This is a genomic window from Dolichospermum heterosporum TAC447, assembly GCF_024584745.1.
GTDB classification, from domain to species: Bacteria; Cyanobacteriota; Cyanobacteriia; order Cyanobacteriales; family Nostocaceae; genus Dolichospermum; species Dolichospermum heterosporum.
In genome coordinates this window covers 1,474,854-1,492,556 of the sequence record NZ_CP099464.1, presented here as the reverse complement: position 1 = coordinate 1,492,556, position 17,703 = coordinate 1,474,854, and the positions used below count along the sequence as shown (strand labels likewise).

At 37.0% G+C, this 17,703-nt stretch carries 20 protein-coding genes and 1 pseudogene; 10 read left to right on the top strand and 11 right to left on the bottom strand.

The window, feature by feature from the left end:
* Nucleotides 1-240: 240 nt before the first annotated feature.
* Entirely contained in the window at nt 241-1,899 is a 1,659-nt protein-coding gene (locus NG743_RS06675) for an IS1634 family transposase (protein ID WP_257121730.1), read from the bottom strand.
* Nucleotides 1,900-2,167: 268 nt separating this feature from the next.
* On the opposite strand from NG743_RS06675, the gene NG743_RS06670 reads away from it, so the two are divergent.
* A complete protein-coding gene (locus tag NG743_RS06670; RefSeq protein ID WP_257121729.1) occupies nt 2,168-2,326 on the top strand; it encodes a hypothetical protein in 159 nt (52 codons plus the stop codon).
* A gap of 166 nt (nt 2,327-2,492) precedes the next feature.
* Here NG743_RS06670 and NG743_RS06665 read toward each other — a convergent pair whose 3' ends face one another.
* From NG743_RS06665 to nifB, 9 genes and pseudogenes are all read right to left on the bottom strand, one after another.
* Entirely contained in the window at nt 2,493-2,864 is a 372-nt protein-coding gene (locus tag NG743_RS06665; RefSeq protein WP_027404307.1) for a hypothetical protein, read from the bottom strand.
* 443 nt (nt 2,865-3,307) lie between these two features.
* Complete coding sequence (locus tag NG743_RS06660; RefSeq protein ID WP_027404308.1) at nt 3,308-3,685, bottom strand: type II toxin-antitoxin system VapC family toxin; 378 nt, start codon at nt 3,683-3,685, stop codon at nt 3,308-3,310.
* Nucleotides 3,685-3,918, bottom strand: a complete 234-nt coding sequence (locus NG743_RS06655; RefSeq protein WP_015081229.1) for a hypothetical protein — start codon at nt 3,916-3,918, stop codon at nt 3,685-3,687. Before NG743_RS06655 ends, NG743_RS06660 begins: the two co-directional genes overlap by 1 nt.
* Before the next feature lie 69 nt (nt 3,919-3,987).
* A complete protein-coding gene (locus NG743_RS06650) occupies nt 3,988-4,212 on the bottom strand; it encodes a hypothetical protein (RefSeq protein WP_027404309.1) in 225 nt (74 codons plus the stop codon).
* 95 nt (nt 4,213-4,307) lie between these two features.
* Nucleotides 4,308-4,457, bottom strand: a pseudogene (locus tag NG743_RS06645) (AAA family ATPase); the annotation flags it as partial.
* 205 nt (nt 4,458-4,662) lie between these two features.
* Nucleotides 4,663-5,562, bottom strand: coding sequence for a Fe-S cluster assembly protein NifU (nifU, locus tag NG743_RS06640; protein WP_027404310.1), 900 nt, complete (start codon nt 5,560-5,562; stop codon nt 4,663-4,665).
* An 87-nt stretch (nt 5,563-5,649) separates the two neighbouring features.
* A complete protein-coding gene (gene nifS / locus NG743_RS06635) occupies nt 5,650-6,855 on the bottom strand; it encodes a cysteine desulfurase NifS (protein ID WP_257121728.1) in 1,206 nt (401 codons plus the stop codon).
* A 251-nt stretch (nt 6,856-7,106) separates the two neighbouring features.
* Nucleotides 7,107-7,451, bottom strand: coding sequence for a DUF362 domain-containing protein (locus NG743_RS06630; protein ID WP_027404312.1), 345 nt, complete (start codon nt 7,449-7,451; stop codon nt 7,107-7,109).
* Nucleotides 7,452-7,538: 87 nt separating this feature from the next.
* Nucleotides 7,539-8,978, bottom strand: coding sequence for a nitrogenase cofactor biosynthesis protein NifB (gene nifB, locus NG743_RS06625; RefSeq protein WP_257121727.1), 1,440 nt, complete (start codon nt 8,976-8,978; stop codon nt 7,539-7,541).
* A gap of 1,623 nt (nt 8,979-10,601) precedes the next feature.
* Between nifB and NG743_RS06620 the strand changes: the two genes are divergently transcribed.
* The 8 genes from NG743_RS06620 to NG743_RS06585 all read left to right on the top strand — a co-directional run bounded on the left by NG743_RS06620 (nt 10,602) and on the right by NG743_RS06585 (nt 16,212).
* Entirely contained in the window at nt 10,602-11,042 is a 441-nt protein-coding gene (locus NG743_RS06620) for a DUF2141 domain-containing protein (RefSeq protein ID WP_035083251.1), read from the top strand.
* A gap of 1,042 nt (nt 11,043-12,084) precedes the next feature.
* Nucleotides 12,085-12,816: a serine O-acetyltransferase gene (gene cysE / locus NG743_RS06615; protein WP_027404316.1), complete on the top strand. Its 732-nt coding sequence runs from the start codon at nt 12,085-12,087 to the stop codon at nt 12,814-12,816.
* Between the two features lie 28 nt (nt 12,817-12,844).
* Entirely contained in the window at nt 12,845-13,099 is a 255-nt protein-coding gene (locus tag NG743_RS06610) for an Asr1405/Asl0597 family protein (RefSeq protein WP_027404317.1), read from the top strand.
* A 269-nt stretch (nt 13,100-13,368) separates the two neighbouring features.
* Complete coding sequence (locus NG743_RS06605; RefSeq protein ID WP_027404318.1) at nt 13,369-13,575, top strand: DUF2949 domain-containing protein; 207 nt, start codon at nt 13,369-13,371, stop codon at nt 13,573-13,575.
* A gap of 339 nt (nt 13,576-13,914) precedes the next feature.
* A complete protein-coding gene (nifV, locus tag NG743_RS06600) occupies nt 13,915-15,045 on the top strand; it encodes a homocitrate synthase (protein WP_027404319.1) in 1,131 nt (376 codons plus the stop codon).
* The gene (locus NG743_RS06595; protein ID WP_027404320.1) at nt 15,035-15,322 is read left to right on the top strand and encodes a nitrogen fixation protein NifZ; all 288 of its coding nucleotides are present in this window, start codon (nt 15,035-15,037) and stop codon (nt 15,320-15,322) included. Before nifV ends, NG743_RS06595 begins: the two co-directional genes overlap by 11 nt.
* Nucleotides 15,297-15,500: a putative nitrogen fixation protein NifT gene (gene nifT / locus NG743_RS06590; protein WP_027404321.1), complete on the top strand. Its 204-nt coding sequence runs from the start codon at nt 15,297-15,299 to the stop codon at nt 15,498-15,500. The genes NG743_RS06595 and nifT overlap by 26 nt, the downstream gene beginning before the upstream one ends.
* A 169-nt stretch (nt 15,501-15,669) precedes the next feature.
* Nucleotides 15,670-16,212, top strand: a complete 543-nt coding sequence (locus tag NG743_RS06585) for a (2Fe-2S) ferredoxin domain-containing protein (RefSeq protein ID WP_027404322.1) — start codon at nt 15,670-15,672, stop codon at nt 16,210-16,212.
* Between the two features lie 412 nt (nt 16,213-16,624).
* Here NG743_RS06585 and NG743_RS06580 read toward each other — a convergent pair whose 3' ends face one another.
* Complete coding sequence (locus tag NG743_RS06580; protein WP_193962885.1) at nt 16,625-16,870, bottom strand: hypothetical protein; 246 nt, start codon at nt 16,868-16,870, stop codon at nt 16,625-16,627.
* Nucleotides 16,871-17,133: 263 nt separating this feature from the next.
* Between NG743_RS06580 and NG743_RS06575 the strand changes: the two genes are divergently transcribed.
* A complete protein-coding gene (locus NG743_RS06575; protein WP_027404323.1) occupies nt 17,134-17,670 on the top strand; it encodes a hypothetical protein in 537 nt (178 codons plus the stop codon).
* Nucleotides 17,671-17,703: the final 33 nt, after the last annotated feature.

Below are 17,703 nucleotides of genomic sequence, written 5' to 3'. Positions count from 1 at the left end.
ATTTGAGAAACAGTAAATCACCAAAAATGTCATCAAAACCTATTCTCAATAAGAAGCAATAAGAATGCACACCACCTGGAGAGGTCAACAAATAAATAAAAGAAGATATTCAAGAAACAATTATAAGTTAGACTAATCAATTAAAGTAAAAAACGAAATTATAGACATAGTAAAATGCAGCTATAAATCAGAGAGATTAGCTCATCTTTACAAGAGAAATTAAATTGATAGAGATAATAATTAGGTGACTAATTGATAGTAACGTAAACAATCATCTGGTAAAAGACTCAAGATAAAATCTCTGTCATTATTCCAATTAGAAATATGTTTCTCCTGATTGAGTGTAACCAAATGAATACACTGAAAGCATTGAAAAATCCAGCGTAAAGTAGGACGATTAGTTGCTTTGCCTAATTGATTTTTAATTGTTGATTTAGACTCCAAAAGAGCATTTCTAATATGACGTTGAGCCAAAGTATAAACCAGTAGACATAAACCCATAATCATTCCCAAAGACTCTATTCTTTCAGGATTTTTGAGGAAAATACTGTCAGCAAAAAATAATGGATCTTTGAGAAAACCAAACCCTCTTTCGCAAGACTGCTGGGCTTTATATTCCCTGAGCATGGAATCATTGCTTAGTTCCTGTGAATCTAAAACATTCGTAGCAATAATAAAACGTCCCGCATTCAGCAATTCTGTATTAATTTTACTTTCATCCTCGGAGACTGTAGCTGATATTTGGTAAGATATTTCTTGTGGAGAATCTTTTGTCTTAGATTTGATTTGAGTAACCAAAATTTCGTTAATTTGGTGATATTTGAATTGTTTTGATAATTTTGATAATGCCTTGATAGCATCTGCTTCGCAAGCAAATTCTTCTTGTGATAATTTTTTCAAATCTTGTACAGCTTTTGATTCGGCTTTGATAACTTTTTGTGTGAGTTTACGCAAGTCTGATTCTCTTCTCTCTTGACTTTGTACTATTAGCCATCTCTGTTCTATTCCGGCATAATTTTCGGTTTTTGATGCTAATTTATATCCTGGTATTGTACTATCAATCAATTCTGATTCTGGTATTGTTGAGATTAATGATTTTGCTGCTTTTATGCTTAATGGTACTCGACATAACCAACGTAAATCTGACATCATTTTCAGGTTTGATTCTGTATATAAGGCGCAGTCTGCTACTATCAGACTGTTAACTTCTAATTGTTGCTGATACTCAACTGCTATTTTACCAAAACATGATGAGTCGGCTTGGTTTCCCGATGCTAGTTTTAAAAATATTGGTATGTCTCCATCTCCTGAACATATCATTTCTATGATGAACTGTTTTAAGTCTGGACGATGGTCACGAGAATAACCGTAGGTGATGGTTATTTCTTTTGGTGATTTTACTGCTAATTCTTCTAATTCTTGGTTATCTCCTACTTTTTGACTCTCAAATATTACTTCTGGTAAGCTAGTATTATATTGCCCATGCACGTGCATTGATGATGAGTCTAGATGTGATGTTGATAGTGATACACCGAATTTTTCGGCAGCTTTTACAGCGATGATAAAAAATATTGTATCCAATCCTTTGATAAATAGTTTATCCATGACTCTCCCCAGTTTATCGTCATTGAGATATTCTGGTTTTACTCCTGCTCCTATTAGATGTTCACAAGCGATTGTTTCAAAATATTTAGGAAACATATATAACGGTTTGGAGACAAATCCTAACCCGTTTATTATCATGGCTTTTACTACTTGACCTGCATTTACTTTTTCGTCTTTTTCGACTCCTATTAATTCATTTATTATTTCTACTATTCCGATTGAATCTATGATTCCTGCTACTATCCCTAGATGGTCTATGTTCTGAATTTCTATTTCTTGAGGTTTTAATTTCACAACAGTTTCCTCTAATACTTCTGTTGTTATCAATTATTGCTTATTTGGTTATCGCCTCATTTTTTTCTTTTGTTACCAAGTTTCACTTTCTCACACCATGTTCCTTTTAATACTACTAATTCTCATTAAGCATCTTAATTTTTGAATTGACTTTAGTTATTATGTACTACTTTAAGGGCTTTTTTGATCTGTGACAGTTTGGGGTGCGGAATGTGGGGTGGAATTTTATCTGAATTTCCAGAAGATTTACAAATCAGGGAGTTTCCAAATGTCTAATCAAGATAATCAAAGGTTGAATAACTGCAAAAGTTGCAACTCAAAGAATACAACTTACAACCATAATCATGGTTTCTGGGAATGCCGGGAATGCCAATACTGTGATGAACTTTGGGCTTATAATATTGATGATCCAGACTGGATGAACTAGAAGATTTGCTTCAAAAAAATAATTATCAAATATGAAAACTAATGGCTGTCTCTATAACAGAGATAGCCTTTTTTTGACAAGAAAATGAACATTAATTTAACACCAAAACAGATGCTCTAGAAACCTGCAAAGACAACAAATTATCCCACCCAGAACTACTCAACCATTAATTAGGCTTCACTATTTCTATAACTTCTTTAAATCCAAGCGATCGCACTAAAACATCACTCGTGACCGCGATCATAAATTGAAAAATTATCAGTCCCACTAAAATAGATGTGAGTCCACCGGGAATTTTTTCTATTAAACCAATAAATTCCTCTGCTTTTCTAATTCTATCTTTATGTAAATCGAGTTTATTCCAGTTTTCTTTATCAGAATCCTGATGAGTTTCTAACACCTTTATTTGAGTCGTTAGCAAAGAAAAAGATTCTTCTAGCCTGTAAACTCGCTGTTCTATATTGTAGAATCCTGACGTTTTTTGTTGCAAGTCTTGAATGCCTTGCAAGATTAGGTTAAGTTGATTTTGATTTTCCATATTATTTAATTCCCGCTAAATCATTTTTGTGTTTGGCTCTTAAAGTTTCAACCTAATTTTTTTTGACTGGTTTTCATAGTCTCCACTTCTTTAGCTAAAGAAGCTTTTCTGGTTTTCCTTAAATATTATCTATCGTTCTTGTGCTTTGCTTTTAAAGAGGTCATCGCTTGCCTCTGTTGAAATCTTAAAGCTGCTTTTTTTTCGATATTGTTGCCATATTAACTCCTCAATAAATTGATATTTTTCCTATCAATTATATCTGATATTTTTCAGTTTAAGTACAATCTTGAAAATTTTATTCTTATAAAGTGCTGAGATTAAACTATTCTAGAATCAGAATCATGCTCCTCAATAATCTTTTCCATTGCGACACGACGAGAATAACGCTCCTCTTCCTTGCGGAACTTGTAGCTGTCGATAATCTTGTCGGTTCATGATGGAAGTTATTTAATAGTTACACCAATGGTTTTTACACCTAAACGGCTGAAATCAAGTGTATTGTTGGTAACAACAGTTAAACCGTTAACCAAAGCTGTCGCACCGATGATGGCATCTGGTGTTTTGGTCTTAAATTTCTGTCTGAACAAGATAGCCTGTTCAGTGATAGCTTCTTTCAGATCGAATACTGTGGCATGGCTGATAAATTCCCTCGCTTTAGTATGCAATTCAAGATCAGCCGCAAACTGCCCCCAGCCCAAAAATTCGATTTTGGTGATAATAGAAATTTTGAAACTATCGGCGAGTATGGCGTGGATGGCTTCGTCATCTGTCAACCCGTTAAAATAGTAGATGATGATATTGGTGTCAATCAAGTAAGCCATTAGAGCCAACCTTCACGATTACTGGTTAAGTAGTCATCAATGACTTGCTTTGGTTGATGAGTAACCCCAAAAAACGATCGTGGACTAAATGGCTGGGTAGGTTGCTGTATTTGTCCGAATTTAATACTATCTTCCTGCGCTAGTTGTGTTAACACTATCTGTACTAGTTGAAATTTATCTGCATGGGATAGGGCGGCAATCGCGGGTAATATTTCTGCAATTGATGTTGACATGGTGGTTGATCTCTAGAGGTTGGCTTGATGAAATATGGCGGCTGAGTAGCATAAATAATCAAATTGCTATCAATCAGCATCGTCTCTCCCGAATAAATTGCGATCTTGGCGTTGTTCACGCTGCCAAACAACTGGATCAGCAATTTCTGCAAAAGGATTTAACGCCACCGCCTGCGCCAATGCTTGCGCCAAACCTTCGCACCTTACTTGGTTTGAAGTGATAGGCGTTTTTTCTCGTGCTTTTTGTTCTAGAGCGGCGGCATGGTGTTGAATTTGTTGCAAAATAGGGTTCATAGCTGTCGTTTCTCTAGTACCGACGATATCTATATTACAGGAGTTCGCGGTAAGCGTAAATCTCAGTGGGTGTGAGAGGTGTCCACATTGTTAAAACGAGTAGAGTCAGCTTTAGGATCGCAACCTACGATCATGATGCGTTGACCCATTTCAGCCATAGCGGCTAAAGTATTTTGAGAAGTGGTAGATTTACCGATACCGCCCTTGCCGTAGAAAGCTATCTGTCTAATTTTTTCTTCAGTCATTGTTCGTGTTTCCTAGAATTAGTTGATTGGTGGTTTTGTCTGTTGGTTCTCACGGCCAAAGTTCTACGGCGGTGAGCGTTTGTAGAACGTCGCTATCTATGGAGGCGATCGCTCTACAAAAAATCTAGTGGTGTTCATAGTATTTATTGGTTTGTAGGGATTTTTGTTTGTTAGTCATCAGTTATTTTTTACTAATGACTAATTTCTAAACTGCTTCGACAATAATTTCTTTACTGATGCGATCGCGCAATCTCGCTTCAATCGCAATCTTTAAAGTTGCAGTGCTGCTAGAACATGAACCGCAAGCACCTTTAAGAATTACTTTAATTTTATCGCCTTCGACATCATAAAGTTCTACATCTCCCCCGTCGGCGATTAACACGGGTCGGACTTCTTCATCTAATACTTTTTGAATCAGGGCAATTTTTTGAACTGTAGTTAATGGTCTTGTTTGCTCTGAACTAGGAATTTCTGTGTTAGCTTTCGCCTTGTAGCTGTGGAGATTTTTGTTGGCGGCTTCCTGCTTTACTTCTCTTATTATATCATCAATCTTCGTTAAACAAGAACCGCATCCGCCACCAGCTTTTACATAATTTGTTACTTGCTCTGCACTGAAGAGATTGTTTTGTGCAACTGCTTTCTTAATCTTAGCATCAGTTATTCCGAAACAGCTACAGATGAGGACACCTTCTTCATCGTCATGTGCCTCTAGAGGAATACCACGATAATTATAGATAGCAGCTTCTAAAGCCTCTTGACCCATAACAGAACAGTGCATTTTCGCTTCAGGTAAACCACCTAAATAATCAGCAATTTCCTTATTTGTTACTCCTAAAGCTTCATCTAAAGTCAAACCTTTGACCATTTCAGTTAAAGCACTGGAAGATGCGATCGCACTTGTACAACCGAAAGTTTGAAAACGGGCATCAAGAATTTTATCTGTTGCTTCTTCAACTTTCAAATGTAATCTTAAAGCATCACCACAAGCAATACTTCCCACTTCACCAGTTGCCACCTTCACACCAGCTTCGCCAGTTTCTTCAATTGCACCCTGGTTTTTAGGATCGTAAAATAACTCTAATACTTTATCAGTGTAGTCCCACATAATTGATTTTAGATTTTGGATTTTAGATTTTGGATTGGTGATTTGTCATTAGTTAGTAGTAAATGAAAACTGACTAATGACTAACTACTAATGACTACTGACCATTGACTGTTGTTGTAACCAATCGGCATTATCATTCTTGAAGGGAGATAAAGCCCGAAGACGGTCAACAATTTCCGGCATTACGGCAATTACTTGATCAATTTCAGCTTCAGTTGTGTAGCGAGAAAGACTGAAGCGAATCGAACCATGTAAAGTAGTGTAAGGTAAACCCATAGCTCGTAAAACATGAGAAGGTTCTAGAGAACCAGAAGTACAAGCAGAGCCAGAAGAAGCGCAAATACCGTACTTATTTAAAGAGAGCAAAATTGCTTCACCTTCAATATATTTAAACCCGATATTCGTAGTATTTGGCAATCTATTTTTGGCATCACCATTTACTTCACAATCAGAAATTTTAGCTAGAAGAGACTGTTCCAAATAATCACGCAACTTTGTTAATCTCTGAGTTACTTCTTCTAAATGCAACAGTTCTAATTCCGCAGCTTTTCCTAAAGCAATAATTCCCGGAACGTTTTCTGTACCGCCTCTGCGTCCTCGTTCTTGGTGTCCACCAACTAATAGAGGACGGAAACGAACCCCACGTCTCACATACAAAGCACCAATACCTTTAGGAGCATGAATTTTGTGACCAGATATAGTTAACATATCTATGGTGCTGGTCTTCATATTCAAGGATATTTTGCCTACCGCTTGCACCGCATCAACGTGGAAGAGAGCGCCATATCCCTTAACCATAGCACCAATTTCTTCAATTGGAAAGATAGTGCCGGTTTCATTATTGGCATACATTAATGTCACCAAAGCAGTATTACCAGTTAGAGAAGCTTCTAGCTCACTCAAATCTATTTGTCCCTTAGCATTTACTGACAAATAAGTAACTTGATAACCTTTGGATTCTAATTGTTTGCAGACATTTAAAACTGCTGGATGTTCTACTTGGGAAGTGATGATGTGACGTTTTTCAGGTTGAGCTAATAACGCCGCATGAATAGCAGCATTATCACCCTCAGTTCCGCAACTGGTAAAAACAATTTCTGATTCATCTGCTCCCAGTAAAGCCGCTACTTGTGATCTAGCTGTCTTTACAGCCTTCCCAAGTTGTCCACCAAAAGTGTGCATACTAGAAGGATTAGCATAATAGTCCGTCAAATAAGGCATCATTGCCTCAACAACTTGAGGATCTATTTTAGTGGTGGCATTATTATCAAGATAGATGCAATTATTTTGCATGATTTTCTCTATAAAAGTATAAAGTGATAAAGAAGGAGTCAGGAGTCAGGATTATGGCTAACGCCACGCTATCAGGAGTCGGAATAAAGATAAATATAAATATTCCCTATTCCTTGTTAAGTAGTCGGACAAAATTAAATTCACTCGTTGAGAGAGGGAACTCTTAACTGGGAACAGGGAACAGAAAAATCAGTTGTGTAATTAATTCTGTCCCATTACTTAACTGTCACCTGTCACCTGTCCCCTGTCACCTATATAACTGCTTCTCCTTGATGCTTTTGCAACTGTTCGGAAAACTTCTGAGAATAGGACTTATACCAATTTTCCCAATAGTCTTGTTTATTGGTTAACTGTGCTAAAACCCGGTTGTAAGTAGCAAACCAACTTTCCCAATAATCACTAGGTTGTTTAACGCAACCATCAACAGTAGGACAACTGGCCTTGCATTGAGGTACAGTGTGAATACTACCAGCGCAATTTGTGCAAAGTTTAGAGTCAATCCAGTAATTACCGTCAACTTCTTGAATTGCACCGGTAGGACAAACAGATAAACACAACTTGCAGGAAATACACTGGCTAGTAATTTCGTAAGCCATGATTATTTACCTCGGAGATTTTAGATTTTAGATTTTGGATTTTAGATTGGAGTCTATCAAATCCAAAATCCAAAATCCAAAATTGAATTACCCATTAGCCTGAACATATTGCTCGTAAAATTCTAAAGCAACCTTTTCAATTACGTCGTAGGCTTCAACAGTTTGGATTCCTGCTGCTTCTAATCTTTCCTTGGGACAATTGCCTATTTTCGATACCAAGACTGCTTTACAATCTGCGATTGCTTTCATTATATTGTCTGCTGTAGCTTCTTCGCTGTAACCACCTTGACAATATTGATCAATCTTGCGGTGACTAACAAAACGAACTTCATTACCATCAACTTCATAGACTTGAAATTCCTTCGCGTGTCCGAAGTGTTGGTTAACTAATCCACCGCCTTTTGTTGCTACTGCAACTAGGATTTTAGGACTATTAGCAGATTTTTTGCCAGTTGATGCTTTATCTTTAGCAGCCTTAATTTCTTCTCTAAATTTCTCAATCCCTTCGTGAACTTCTTGACGGGTTTCAAAGTTATATTCTGGAGCCATTTCCATGAACTTATCTTTAGTAAATTCTTGGCTACGGTCTTCTCCTAATAATCCTACCGCATCGGCTCGACACTGGCGACAGTGGCGCATCATTTTCATGTTACCAGAGCAATTGTCTTGGACTTCCTTCAGTTCTTTTCCTGTTGGTCCACGTTGACCAGTTAAACCAAAATGAGTCCCATGTTCTGGTGCAGAAATTAGCGGCATAATGTTATGTAAGAATGCGCCTCTCTCACGAATAGCCTTATTAACTTCTACCAAATGTTTGTCATTAACTCCAGGAATCATCACGGAATTAACTTTGCATAAGATATCAGCTTCCTTGAGAGCTTGCAATCCTTCCAACTGTTTTTCTAGGAGAATTTTTGCTCCTTCAATTCCTCTGTAACGCTTGCGTTTATAGTGAACCCAAGAATAGATTTCTGCACCTATTTCGGGGTCAATGGTATTAAGGGTAATAGTAACGTGATCTATATTTAATTGTTTGATGCGATCAATATATTCTGTGAGCATCAAACCGTTAGTAGATAAGCACAATTTAATATCTGGTGCTTTATCGGCAATTAATTCAAAAGTCCGAAAAGTTTTTTCTGGATTAGCCAAAGGATCACCAGGACCCGCAACTCCCAACACAGTCATTTGGGGAATTTTTCCGGCAATTACTAACACTTTATGTGCAGCTTCTTCCGGTGTGAGCAATTCGCTCACTACTCCAGGACGACTTTCGTTAGCGCAGTCATACTTGCGGTTACAATAGTTACATTGAATATTGCAAGCTGGAGCGACGGCAACGTGCATCCGTGCATAGTGATGATGAGCCTCTTCACTATAGCAGGGGTGTTTAGAAATGCGCTCTATCATTCTTTGATCCATTTCTGGAGTTGTGGTGCTATCGCAACCACAAGCAGCAGATGTAGCGGGGGTGATAATGGCATTCTCGAAGTCGGAGGTGAGAATATCTGTAGCAGGTAGTGTCATTGAATTTCGCTGTTGCAGGTGGACTTGAGAGCCACTGTGGGAGATGCTTTTACTACTGGCAATATCTAAATTATTTTAGATATGGTGCTAATCTCATCCCTCCACTCACTTTTGACTACTAACTTTGTTTTGTTAAGGAGCGTTAAGTGATTGGCGATAAATGATTTATAGCAGCCCTTTTTTTTGCCCCCTTTGGTTTACACCAGGATAGAACTTATTGGATTTATTATGTTTGTACTCAAATCCTTAAATCCTTGCATTGCAACGATACAAAAATTAAAAAAGATTTTTTCAGGTAGGGGTACGAGTATTTATAGTTAGGGGTACGAGTATTTATAGTTAGGGGTTCAGGATTTCTTTGTACTCATCTCAAACTCGATATCTGCAAGGGTTTTGGCTATATTTTTAGCGAATTTTCCTGATATTCGACTGTACTCAACTTTCCTGCAAATTCTCCTAGAAACTTTTGGTCTTCAGAGATTTGAGGTTAAAAAACTGGAGTAAAATCAACCCGATTACTCCAGATACGTGGGAAATTCAATTCTGTATACAACCTATCATTTTTTTTGGCGTAAAAATGCAATTTATATTTTTTTAAGTTTTTGATTATTAATGACATTTTTATGGCTGTATTGCTTGCTTTACAACAAATACAGCCTAATTACACTATCTATATTAATGCAGATAATTTGCAAAAGATTTAATTTTTTGATCATTATTTTTTGATGATATTGATAATTATGTTAGCTATGAACTTTTCCCCATCACTACGCTATAAATATAGTAAACAAAGCACATTAGGAAAAATGTGATCAAAGCTATTATTATCGGGAGCATCCCAATTTTGCAGAAATAAGCTGGCGATTGGAAATCACGGCTATAAGTAGTGAGACAGAATTAATTACACAATGTCATTGGGAATGGAACGAAGTGAAATGAAGCAATCGCAAGGGTTGTGATTGCTTCCCTTCGCTCGCAATGACTGTAAATATTTTTGTCCAATTACTTACAAACAAAGTCCGCCTACGCGGACTAGGGAAATTTGGCGTTGCTGAACTGAAGTATGAAATTGAAAAATCAATGACTTCAAACTCTTACTCTCTGTGACTGGAGCGCCTCTGCGTGAGGTAAAATCATATTCTGAATCAGCAACGCCGGAAATTTAAAACCCACGCAGGTGGGTTTTGCCTGTGTAGTCCTGACTTCCAGCCGCATGGATTCTATATTTTGGGTAAATTTGCATATTTGGGATACTCCCTTGTTATCCATCTTGATGATAATTATGAAGCGGATACTGTTACGTTACAAGATTTGATTTATTTGTACGCACTGTGAGCTTGTAATAAATCAGTAGTATTAGGATGCAAGCGTCTTTGTGGCTGACGTGACGGGTGTTTGTAGTTCTCAAAATTTGGATTCGGTAAAGTTGCTGAATGCAGATTTAGTTATTGATTTTTGACATTTCGTTACTTTCTGTTATATTTACAAAAGTGTCTGTTAGGTAATTCAGAAAATCTAACTTGACAATATGGCTGGGTAACATATTAGTTTTATTTAATAGAGGGTAAATTAATGAAGAAACAGTTAAACACTGCGTTACGGAAAACGTCAAGTCTGGGGCTAATGTTACTACTCCCTATATTGGGAAATTTACTCTTTTTAGCTAATGCTAAGGCAGAGTTGAATAGTAGTCTGAAAATTGAAGTAGAGGGACTCAAAAACAAATCTGGACAAATTTGTGCCACGCTTTTTGATAAAAGTCAAGGATTTCCTCGTGATAGCAAAAATGCTTTACAATCTCAATGTATCAAGATCACAGAAATGTCTCAAAAACTGACTTTCAATAACTTGAAAGCGGGTAGTTATGCTGTTGGATTAATTCATGATGCCAATGAAAATGGTAATCTCGATACTGGTTCTTTTGGTGCGCCCATAGAAGGTTTTGGGTTTTCTAATAATCCAGAGGTTTTCACCGGACCGCCTAAGTTTAATGATTCGGCTGTTACTGTATCTAAAACTAATACTGATATTAAGATCAAGATGAAATATTTCTTCGGTTCTTAGTTAGAGATAGCGTAACCTACAATCAGTAATTAACAGTGGGTTACGCTGCATTAATTTTATGTTCTTTTTTATCCATTTCTCGGAGGAAAAAATTAACTCAGCTACACAGCTTAGATAATTGGTGATTTCGACGAACCCTGCGCGAAAAAATTTGCCGTTTGCGAACTAATAAACTAGAATTTTTATAATAACGATCAACACAGAGAAAATTTATCATTTTTTATTTTGTATCCCCACATACAGCAAACAAATCCGAAAACAAAATAAAGAAATCCACCTTTCCACTACCAAAATAATAAAATACTAATAGTAGTAGGTAATACATAAAATCTATATTTAAGTAATTGGACAAAAATATTTACAGTCATTGCGAGCGAAGGGAAGCAATCACAACCCTAGCGAACTGCTTGCAGCAGCGCTAGTTCCCTCCGGGACGCTCCGCGAACGCTATTACTTCATTTCACTTCCTTCCATATGGCTAACGCCACGCAACGCTTACGCAATGACATTGTGTAATTATACTCAAAACGACTAGAAGCTGGACTTTTTTATCATACAAAGAACAAGGTTCAAAGCCTCTCCAGTGTTAAATATTATTCCTTTTCCCTCTCCTCTTAGGAGAGGGTTAGGGAGAGGTTTACCAGAGGGGTTTCATATTTGGTTAAACTATGAACCGTTTGCAGTATAATTCTGTCTCACTACTTTACTGTCATCAAGACAACGTTTCTCAGGAAATGAGTACAACTAAATATATGGAAAAATATCTTGCCTAAATAGTTGCAAAGTCCTACAGATTAAGAGGTTTCTGGTGAGTACAAAAAAGCTGCATCCCTGATCTGAAAATACCAGCACCCCTGTGATCAAAAGCTAGTACCCCTACCCCAAGAGAAAATGTAAAGTTCTGTTAAATAGGCAGTTAAACATATTGAGTACAAGCTTAATAAATTTAATAAATCTAATCTGCGTTGCTAATTCTGTCTGTTTGGAAGTTATCTGATATAAGCATGAAAACAGTACAGGATTTTTTCACCTAACAATACCAATGCACCAGTCATTAAACAGGATCATTAAGACTGAGACTGTAAATACAAAGCTACGTAAACATGAAGGTTTTAGATTTTTTTTAGAACCATTAATCAGTGATTTTCGGATTATTTTTGAGCGTGATCCAGCAGCACGTAATTGGTTAGAGGTCATATTTTGTTACCCCGGATTTCATGCTCTGTGTTTACATCGTCTGGCACATTGGTTACATATCCACAATGTGAGTTTTATTCCCCGGTTGATTTCTCATTGGGGACGATTTTTCACAGGTGTTGAAATTCACCCAGGGGCAAAAATTGGTAGGGGTGTATTTATTGATCATGGCATGGGTGTTGTGATTGGTGAAACTGCTATTGTGGGAGATTATACACTCATTTATCAGGGTGTAACATTGGGAGGAACGGGGAAAGAAAGTGGTAAACGTCATCCGACATTGGGTAGTAATGTTGTTGTCGGTGCGGGTGCGAAAGTATTAGGAAATATTCAAATTAGCGATCGCGTCCGTATTGGTGCAGGTTCAATTGTCCTGCGTGATGTGCCTCCAGATGCCACCGTTGTAGGCATTCCTGGCCGGATTATTGCTCCTAAGTCTCATAACCGCATTTCCCCCTTAGAACATGGCAAATTACCCGATATAGAGGCAGGTGTGATTCGTTCTTTACTCTCGCGGATTGAGCAGTTAGAACAACAAGTCCAAACTCTCACTAATCATCACCAAGATGATCAATAAAGTTAACTCCATAAATTGTGAATTACTGATGTCACCAAATTGTAACTTTTTAACTGTCGGTGAACAAATTTTGCAAGTTCCTTTAGGTGATAGATGGTGTATTTATCATCGGTTGCAAGAGTTGATGATTTCCTGTTCCTGTCCCCCGGATGGGTCTTTGCGCGTGCAAGTTAATAACCTAGAAGAAGCGATTCTTGTTCGTAGTACATTGATGCAATTTTTTGCTTCTCGTCATCAATTGGTGACATGGTTAGAGAATTGTTTGTGTAACGGTGTTGAGTAAAGATTGCTGGAAACAATCATGTTTTTTTGATTAGTACGACTGATAACAATTAATAATTCTAGCCCTGTCTAATCCAAAGCATATCAGAGGTTAATTTTTAATGCAAGTCTGATTGATCTCAAGTCATTATTCACTCACAAAATACCTTGCATATTCCAGATAATTCACATAAGCTAAGGTTCACTCAGTTAGCTAAAACTAAAAAAATTAGTAATTGCTGATGGGAATAACTTGTCCCTTATGTTGATTGCAATTGTCAATGTCCAATTATGGTGATTAATCGTATTGATAGGAAGTTACTGCAATTTCTCCAAAAAGAACTGGCACTTTCCCAGGCTGATATTGCTGTAGCAACGCGACATCCTGAGTTCAATCATGGACCTTTACCGATGCTGCTTTGGCAATATGGTTTAGTGGATTTACAACAACTAGACAGAATTTTTGATTGGCTTGCAGAACATCCTGAATTGAGGTAGATGAAAAATTACCAGTAAACATAAGAGGTAAGAATTATGATTACTAGTTTGGTTGCTGGTATGAGTATGTTATTTTTTACAGGATTTACTAATATTTGTCTGGGTTATTGGCTATTAACAAAATCCACAAATAATACCACCGGAAATATTGGATAAATTATACTTATTTTTTGTTTCTTGTCATACAGATGCAACAGAAATATTTGATTAATAATTAAGGATCGTAAATCATAATTCATGATTTATTCGCTCAATTTATAATTTATTGCCCATCTACCACCATGAAGAATTGTAGCGAACAAGGATATTACAAAAAACTCCGCTAGAGGGATGTTGAAAATGTATCAAATCATGATTAATGATACGACATTACGTGATGGGGAACAGGCAGCAGGTGTTGCTTTTAACTTAGAAGAAAAAGTAGCGATCGCTCAATTCCTAGATACCATTGGTGTCCATGAATTAGAGGTAGGAATTCCGGCGATGGGAGAAGAAGAAATTCGCGCCATTGTTGCCATTCGTAACTTAGATTTAAACGCTAAATTATTAGGTTGGAATCGCGCTGTATTATCAGATATTAAAGCTTCTATAGCCTGTGGACTAGAACGAGTACATATTGCTATTCCTGTGTCTGGAGTGCAAATTGCCGCTAAATTTCATGGACAATGGCGAGTAAGTTTACAAAAACTAAAAGACTGTATTAGCTTCGCCTTAGATCAAGGTCTTTGGGTATCAGTTGGTGGTGAAGATTCTTCTAGAGCCGACGAAAACTTTCTCCAAGATGTTGCCATGTTATCGCAAGAATGGGGAGCATCTCGCTTTCGGTTTTGTGATACAGTTGGGGTACTTGATCCCTTCCGAACTCACCTGAAAGTTAAGCATTTAGTATCAACTCTATCAATTCCTATTGAGATTCACACCCATAATGATTTTGGACTAGCAACTGCTAACGCCTTAGCCGGAATCAAAGCTGGTGCTGTATCTGTAAATACTACCGTTAATGGACTAGGAGAAAGAGCCGGAAATGCAGCTTTAGAAGAAGTAATCATGGCTCTAAAATGTATTTACGGTGTTGACTTGGGAATTCAAACTCAACACTTGTTAAAACTATCTCAACTAGTCGCTAAAGCCTCTGGTGCTAATGTTCAACCTTGGAAAGCAATTGTGGGTGAAAATACCTTTGCTCATGAGTCTGGTATTCATGCTCATGGTGTTCTGCAAAACCCCGTTACTTATGAACCTTATGCTCCTGAAGATGTGGGTTGGGAACGGCGTTTAGTCATAGGTAAACATTCTGGTCGGCATTCATTATCTAATCTCTTAGAACAGCATGGCATCTTTCTTGATTCTCAAGAAATCCAAGCTATTTTAGATGTAGTCCGTCAGCAATCAATCCTCAAAAAACGCAGTCTCACTACAGAAGAATTATTAAATTTAGTCAGCGAAAAAAGGTATTCCCATGCAACGTGATGAAATAGAACTAGACTCGCAACCCATTTTTGAAATCGGTCAAAAAGTTCGAGTTAAGAAACTAATCAAAAACGATGGAACTTTTCCAGGTAGAGAGATTGGGGAAGTTTTAGCAAACATTGGTGATGTTGGTTATGTTTCCAGCATTGGCACATTTTTGCAAGCTTATTATATCTATGCTGTGCATTTTTTGGAAACAGGGTACATCATCGGTTGTCGAAAAAGAGAACTAGAATCTGCTGAGGAAACACATGAAAGTAATGCTGCGAATGAATGATGCTGGTACTTTAATTGCCTACGTCCCTAAAAAAGATTTAGAAGAAGAAGTAGTCAAAGAAACAGATAGTGCAGCAGGTAAAATTCTCACTTTAGCTAATGGTTGGGAATTAGAATTTAGTGAATTTCCCGATAAAAGTCGTTTACCCGTAACTTTAGAAGCTAAACGCCTTCCTTAAAATGCAAGTATTCAGCCGTTAGTTATTAGCTATAGTGATTATCGGTTGAATGAGATAGAAGAACCCCACCCCTCACCCCTCCCCGCAAGCGAGGAGGGGGACATGGATTAATTATCAATTGGTAATGTGGGGTTTATTATTTTTTATTTGAAACATAGAGTTATCGCAAATGGGTGAAAAATATTTGACCTTATCGGAATTGAATATTGAGGGACAGTTTTTAGGGTTTGTGGGTAAAGACGCTGGGAAATGTAAACATTTACAGTTAGCAGTTTCTGGGGGAAATATTAAACTGAAAATCCCTAAAAATTTACGTTGTTCGCTAGGTTTATCCTTAGTTCCTGGTGAACAAATTCGCATAGATGCTATTAGTAAATTAAACCTCCGTAACAATAAACTAAAACTGCAACTTTATCAAATTCAAGCAATTGGTTTTTGTGTGCTGGAAAATTTCCTTCCTCAACCCAAAGCCAAAATTATGGTATGTCAAAAATCTGGCTGTCTGAAACGGGGTGGCAAGGGATTATTATTAGACTTAGAAAAAACTTTAGGCGATCGCGGTTTATCTGATAAAGTCACAATTGAACATACCGATTGTCAAAAACGCTGTAGCAGCGCTCCCAATTGTGTTTTAATGCTAGGTAAAAAACAATACAAGAAGGTTCAACCAGAAGCGATCGCATCTTTGCTAGAAAATCATTTAAGTGGTTGATGTAGCGTCACAAAATATACTATTTTGCTTGAATTATCTCGTTCCCAGTCTCTGACTGGGAATGCTATCACAAGAGGCTCTGCCTCGACTTCAGCTAGATAGTAAATAAAAATACTGATATCATAAACATATCTCATCTCATCTTTCCCATTCCTGACGCAAAGTATCCAAATGACTCAACATTGCTGCTTTTTTAGGCTTTAAAATTCCGGCGTTGCTGATTAAGGGTATGAATTTTAGTCTCACGCAAAGGCGCAATCACGCTTCGTGATCTTGAAGAGTAGACGCACTGAGGTAAGAGTTTTAAAGGTTCAATTTGGGAATTTCATACCTCAATTCAGCAACGCCGAATAATTTTTTCATTAAGAATTTGCAAATCTAAGAATAATACTGGTATCAAGTAAATAGCTTTTCATATTCCTCTATCATCATAAATATTTTCTCGACGTAGTGATTCATCTGATAGAGTAATACTACTTTGAGGAAATTGAGATAACCATTCCTGAAATTGTGCTACTTTTTCTGCTAATGTTAAATTTTGCTGTTCTGCTGGCAGAATTATATTGATATGAGAAAGTTTAGATAAGAAAAGTTTCTGATCTTCGGGAGTTAATTTGGAAACAATTTCTACAAGGGAATCAACAAGTTGTACATTCATAATTATTTATGTTATTTACTAGGTTATGGACAACATTTCTGTATTTTAATTATAAACTCTAAACTGCAAAATTCTTTTAGTCCATTTTAACGGAGTTTCGCTATGAGACTGGGAATTTATTCCCATGCGGGTGATGATGCTTCATGAAGTATAATATTTTCATCATTAAATCCTATAAATTCTAATTCAGACAAAAAGAAACAATCTAAAAATACCCAACGTCAATAACAATTGATCATCCTTGTATTCTGACAAAGGAAATCATGAAAAATATCCTCATATTAACCACAATTCTATCTTTAGGTAGTGTAATAACTTTCAAATCTATGCCTGTTGTTGCTAATCCCAGCCACCAACAGTATCAAGTTAACAAAGACATTAAAACCATCCAATCCGTACCAATTCCAGCCAATGAATTACCACCACCATTAGACAAAAACGGAGTATTTAGAGAAATTACCAGTGGGGGAATAGCTGGAAAAACCTATGAAACAGTTTTACTAAAAGACGGTCAACTGATACGAACAAAAACAGGTGATGCTAACGACTCAGAGCGTAGTATCAAAAAAGTTACTGGAGAACAAGTTAAACAATTTGAAAAATTATTAACCCAAGACAAATTTGAACAATTCAACAAATTGAGTTTCCCAGCACCTCCAGGTTCAGCAGATTATATCACCTATACCATAACCAGTCAAAAAGCCACAACCCAATATAATGACATATCGCAATCTCAACTACCAAACAAACTAGATAAAGTTGTCAAAGCATGGAACGAATTAAAAAATAGTGCCAAATAACTAACCCAAATCCTCAACCTTTAGAGGAAGTTG

Excerpts from the sequence above, each read along its gene's own strand:
- NG743_RS06670 (WP_257121729.1), top strand. The coding sequence starts at position 2,168 with ATGTCTAATCAAGATAATCAAAGGTTGAATAACTGCAAAAGTTGCAAC.
- NG743_RS06665 (WP_027404307.1), bottom strand. The coding sequence starts at position 2,864 with ATGGAAAATCAAAATCAACTTAACCTAATCTTGCAAGGCATTCAAGAC.
- NG743_RS06660 (WP_027404308.1), bottom strand. The coding sequence starts at position 3,685 with ATGGCTTACTTGATTGACACCAATATCATCATCTACTATTTTAACGGG.
- NG743_RS06655 (WP_015081229.1), bottom strand. The coding sequence starts at position 3,918 with ATGTCAACATCAATTGCAGAAATATTACCCGCGATTGCCGCCCTATCC.
- NG743_RS06650 (WP_027404309.1), bottom strand. The coding sequence starts at position 4,212 with ATGAACCCTATTTTGCAACAAATTCAACACCATGCCGCCGCTCTAGAA.
- nifU (WP_027404310.1), bottom strand. The coding sequence starts at position 5,562 with ATGTGGGACTACACTGATAAAGTATTAGAGTTATTTTACGATCCTAAA.
- nifS (WP_257121728.1), bottom strand. The coding sequence starts at position 6,855 with ATGCAAAATAATTGCATCTATCTTGATAATAATGCCACCACTAAAATA.
- NG743_RS06630 (WP_027404312.1), bottom strand. The coding sequence starts at position 7,451 with ATGGCTTACGAAATTACTAGCCAGTGTATTTCCTGCAAGTTGTGTTTA.
- nifB (WP_257121727.1), bottom strand. The coding sequence starts at position 8,978 with ATGACACTACCTGCTACAGATATTCTCACCTCCGACTTCGAGAATGCC.
- NG743_RS06620 (WP_035083251.1), top strand. The coding sequence starts at position 10,602 with ATGTTACTACTCCCTATATTGGGAAATTTACTCTTTTTAGCTAATGCT.
- cysE (WP_027404316.1), top strand. The coding sequence starts at position 12,085 with ATGCACCAGTCATTAAACAGGATCATTAAGACTGAGACTGTAAATACA.
- NG743_RS06610 (WP_027404317.1), top strand. The coding sequence starts at position 12,845 with ATGTCACCAAATTGTAACTTTTTAACTGTCGGTGAACAAATTTTGCAA.
- NG743_RS06605 (WP_027404318.1), top strand. The coding sequence starts at position 13,369 with ATGGTGATTAATCGTATTGATAGGAAGTTACTGCAATTTCTCCAAAAA.
- nifV (WP_027404319.1), top strand. The coding sequence starts at position 13,915 with ATGTATCAAATCATGATTAATGATACGACATTACGTGATGGGGAACAG.
- NG743_RS06595 (WP_027404320.1), top strand. The coding sequence starts at position 15,035 with ATGCAACGTGATGAAATAGAACTAGACTCGCAACCCATTTTTGAAATC.
- nifT (WP_027404321.1), top strand. The coding sequence starts at position 15,297 with ATGAAAGTAATGCTGCGAATGAATGATGCTGGTACTTTAATTGCCTAC.
- NG743_RS06585 (WP_027404322.1), top strand. The coding sequence starts at position 15,670 with ATGGGTGAAAAATATTTGACCTTATCGGAATTGAATATTGAGGGACAG.
- NG743_RS06580 (WP_193962885.1), bottom strand. The coding sequence starts at position 16,870 with ATGAATGTACAACTTGTTGATTCCCTTGTAGAAATTGTTTCCAAATTA.
- NG743_RS06575 (WP_027404323.1), top strand. The coding sequence starts at position 17,134 with ATGAAAAATATCCTCATATTAACCACAATTCTATCTTTAGGTAGTGTA.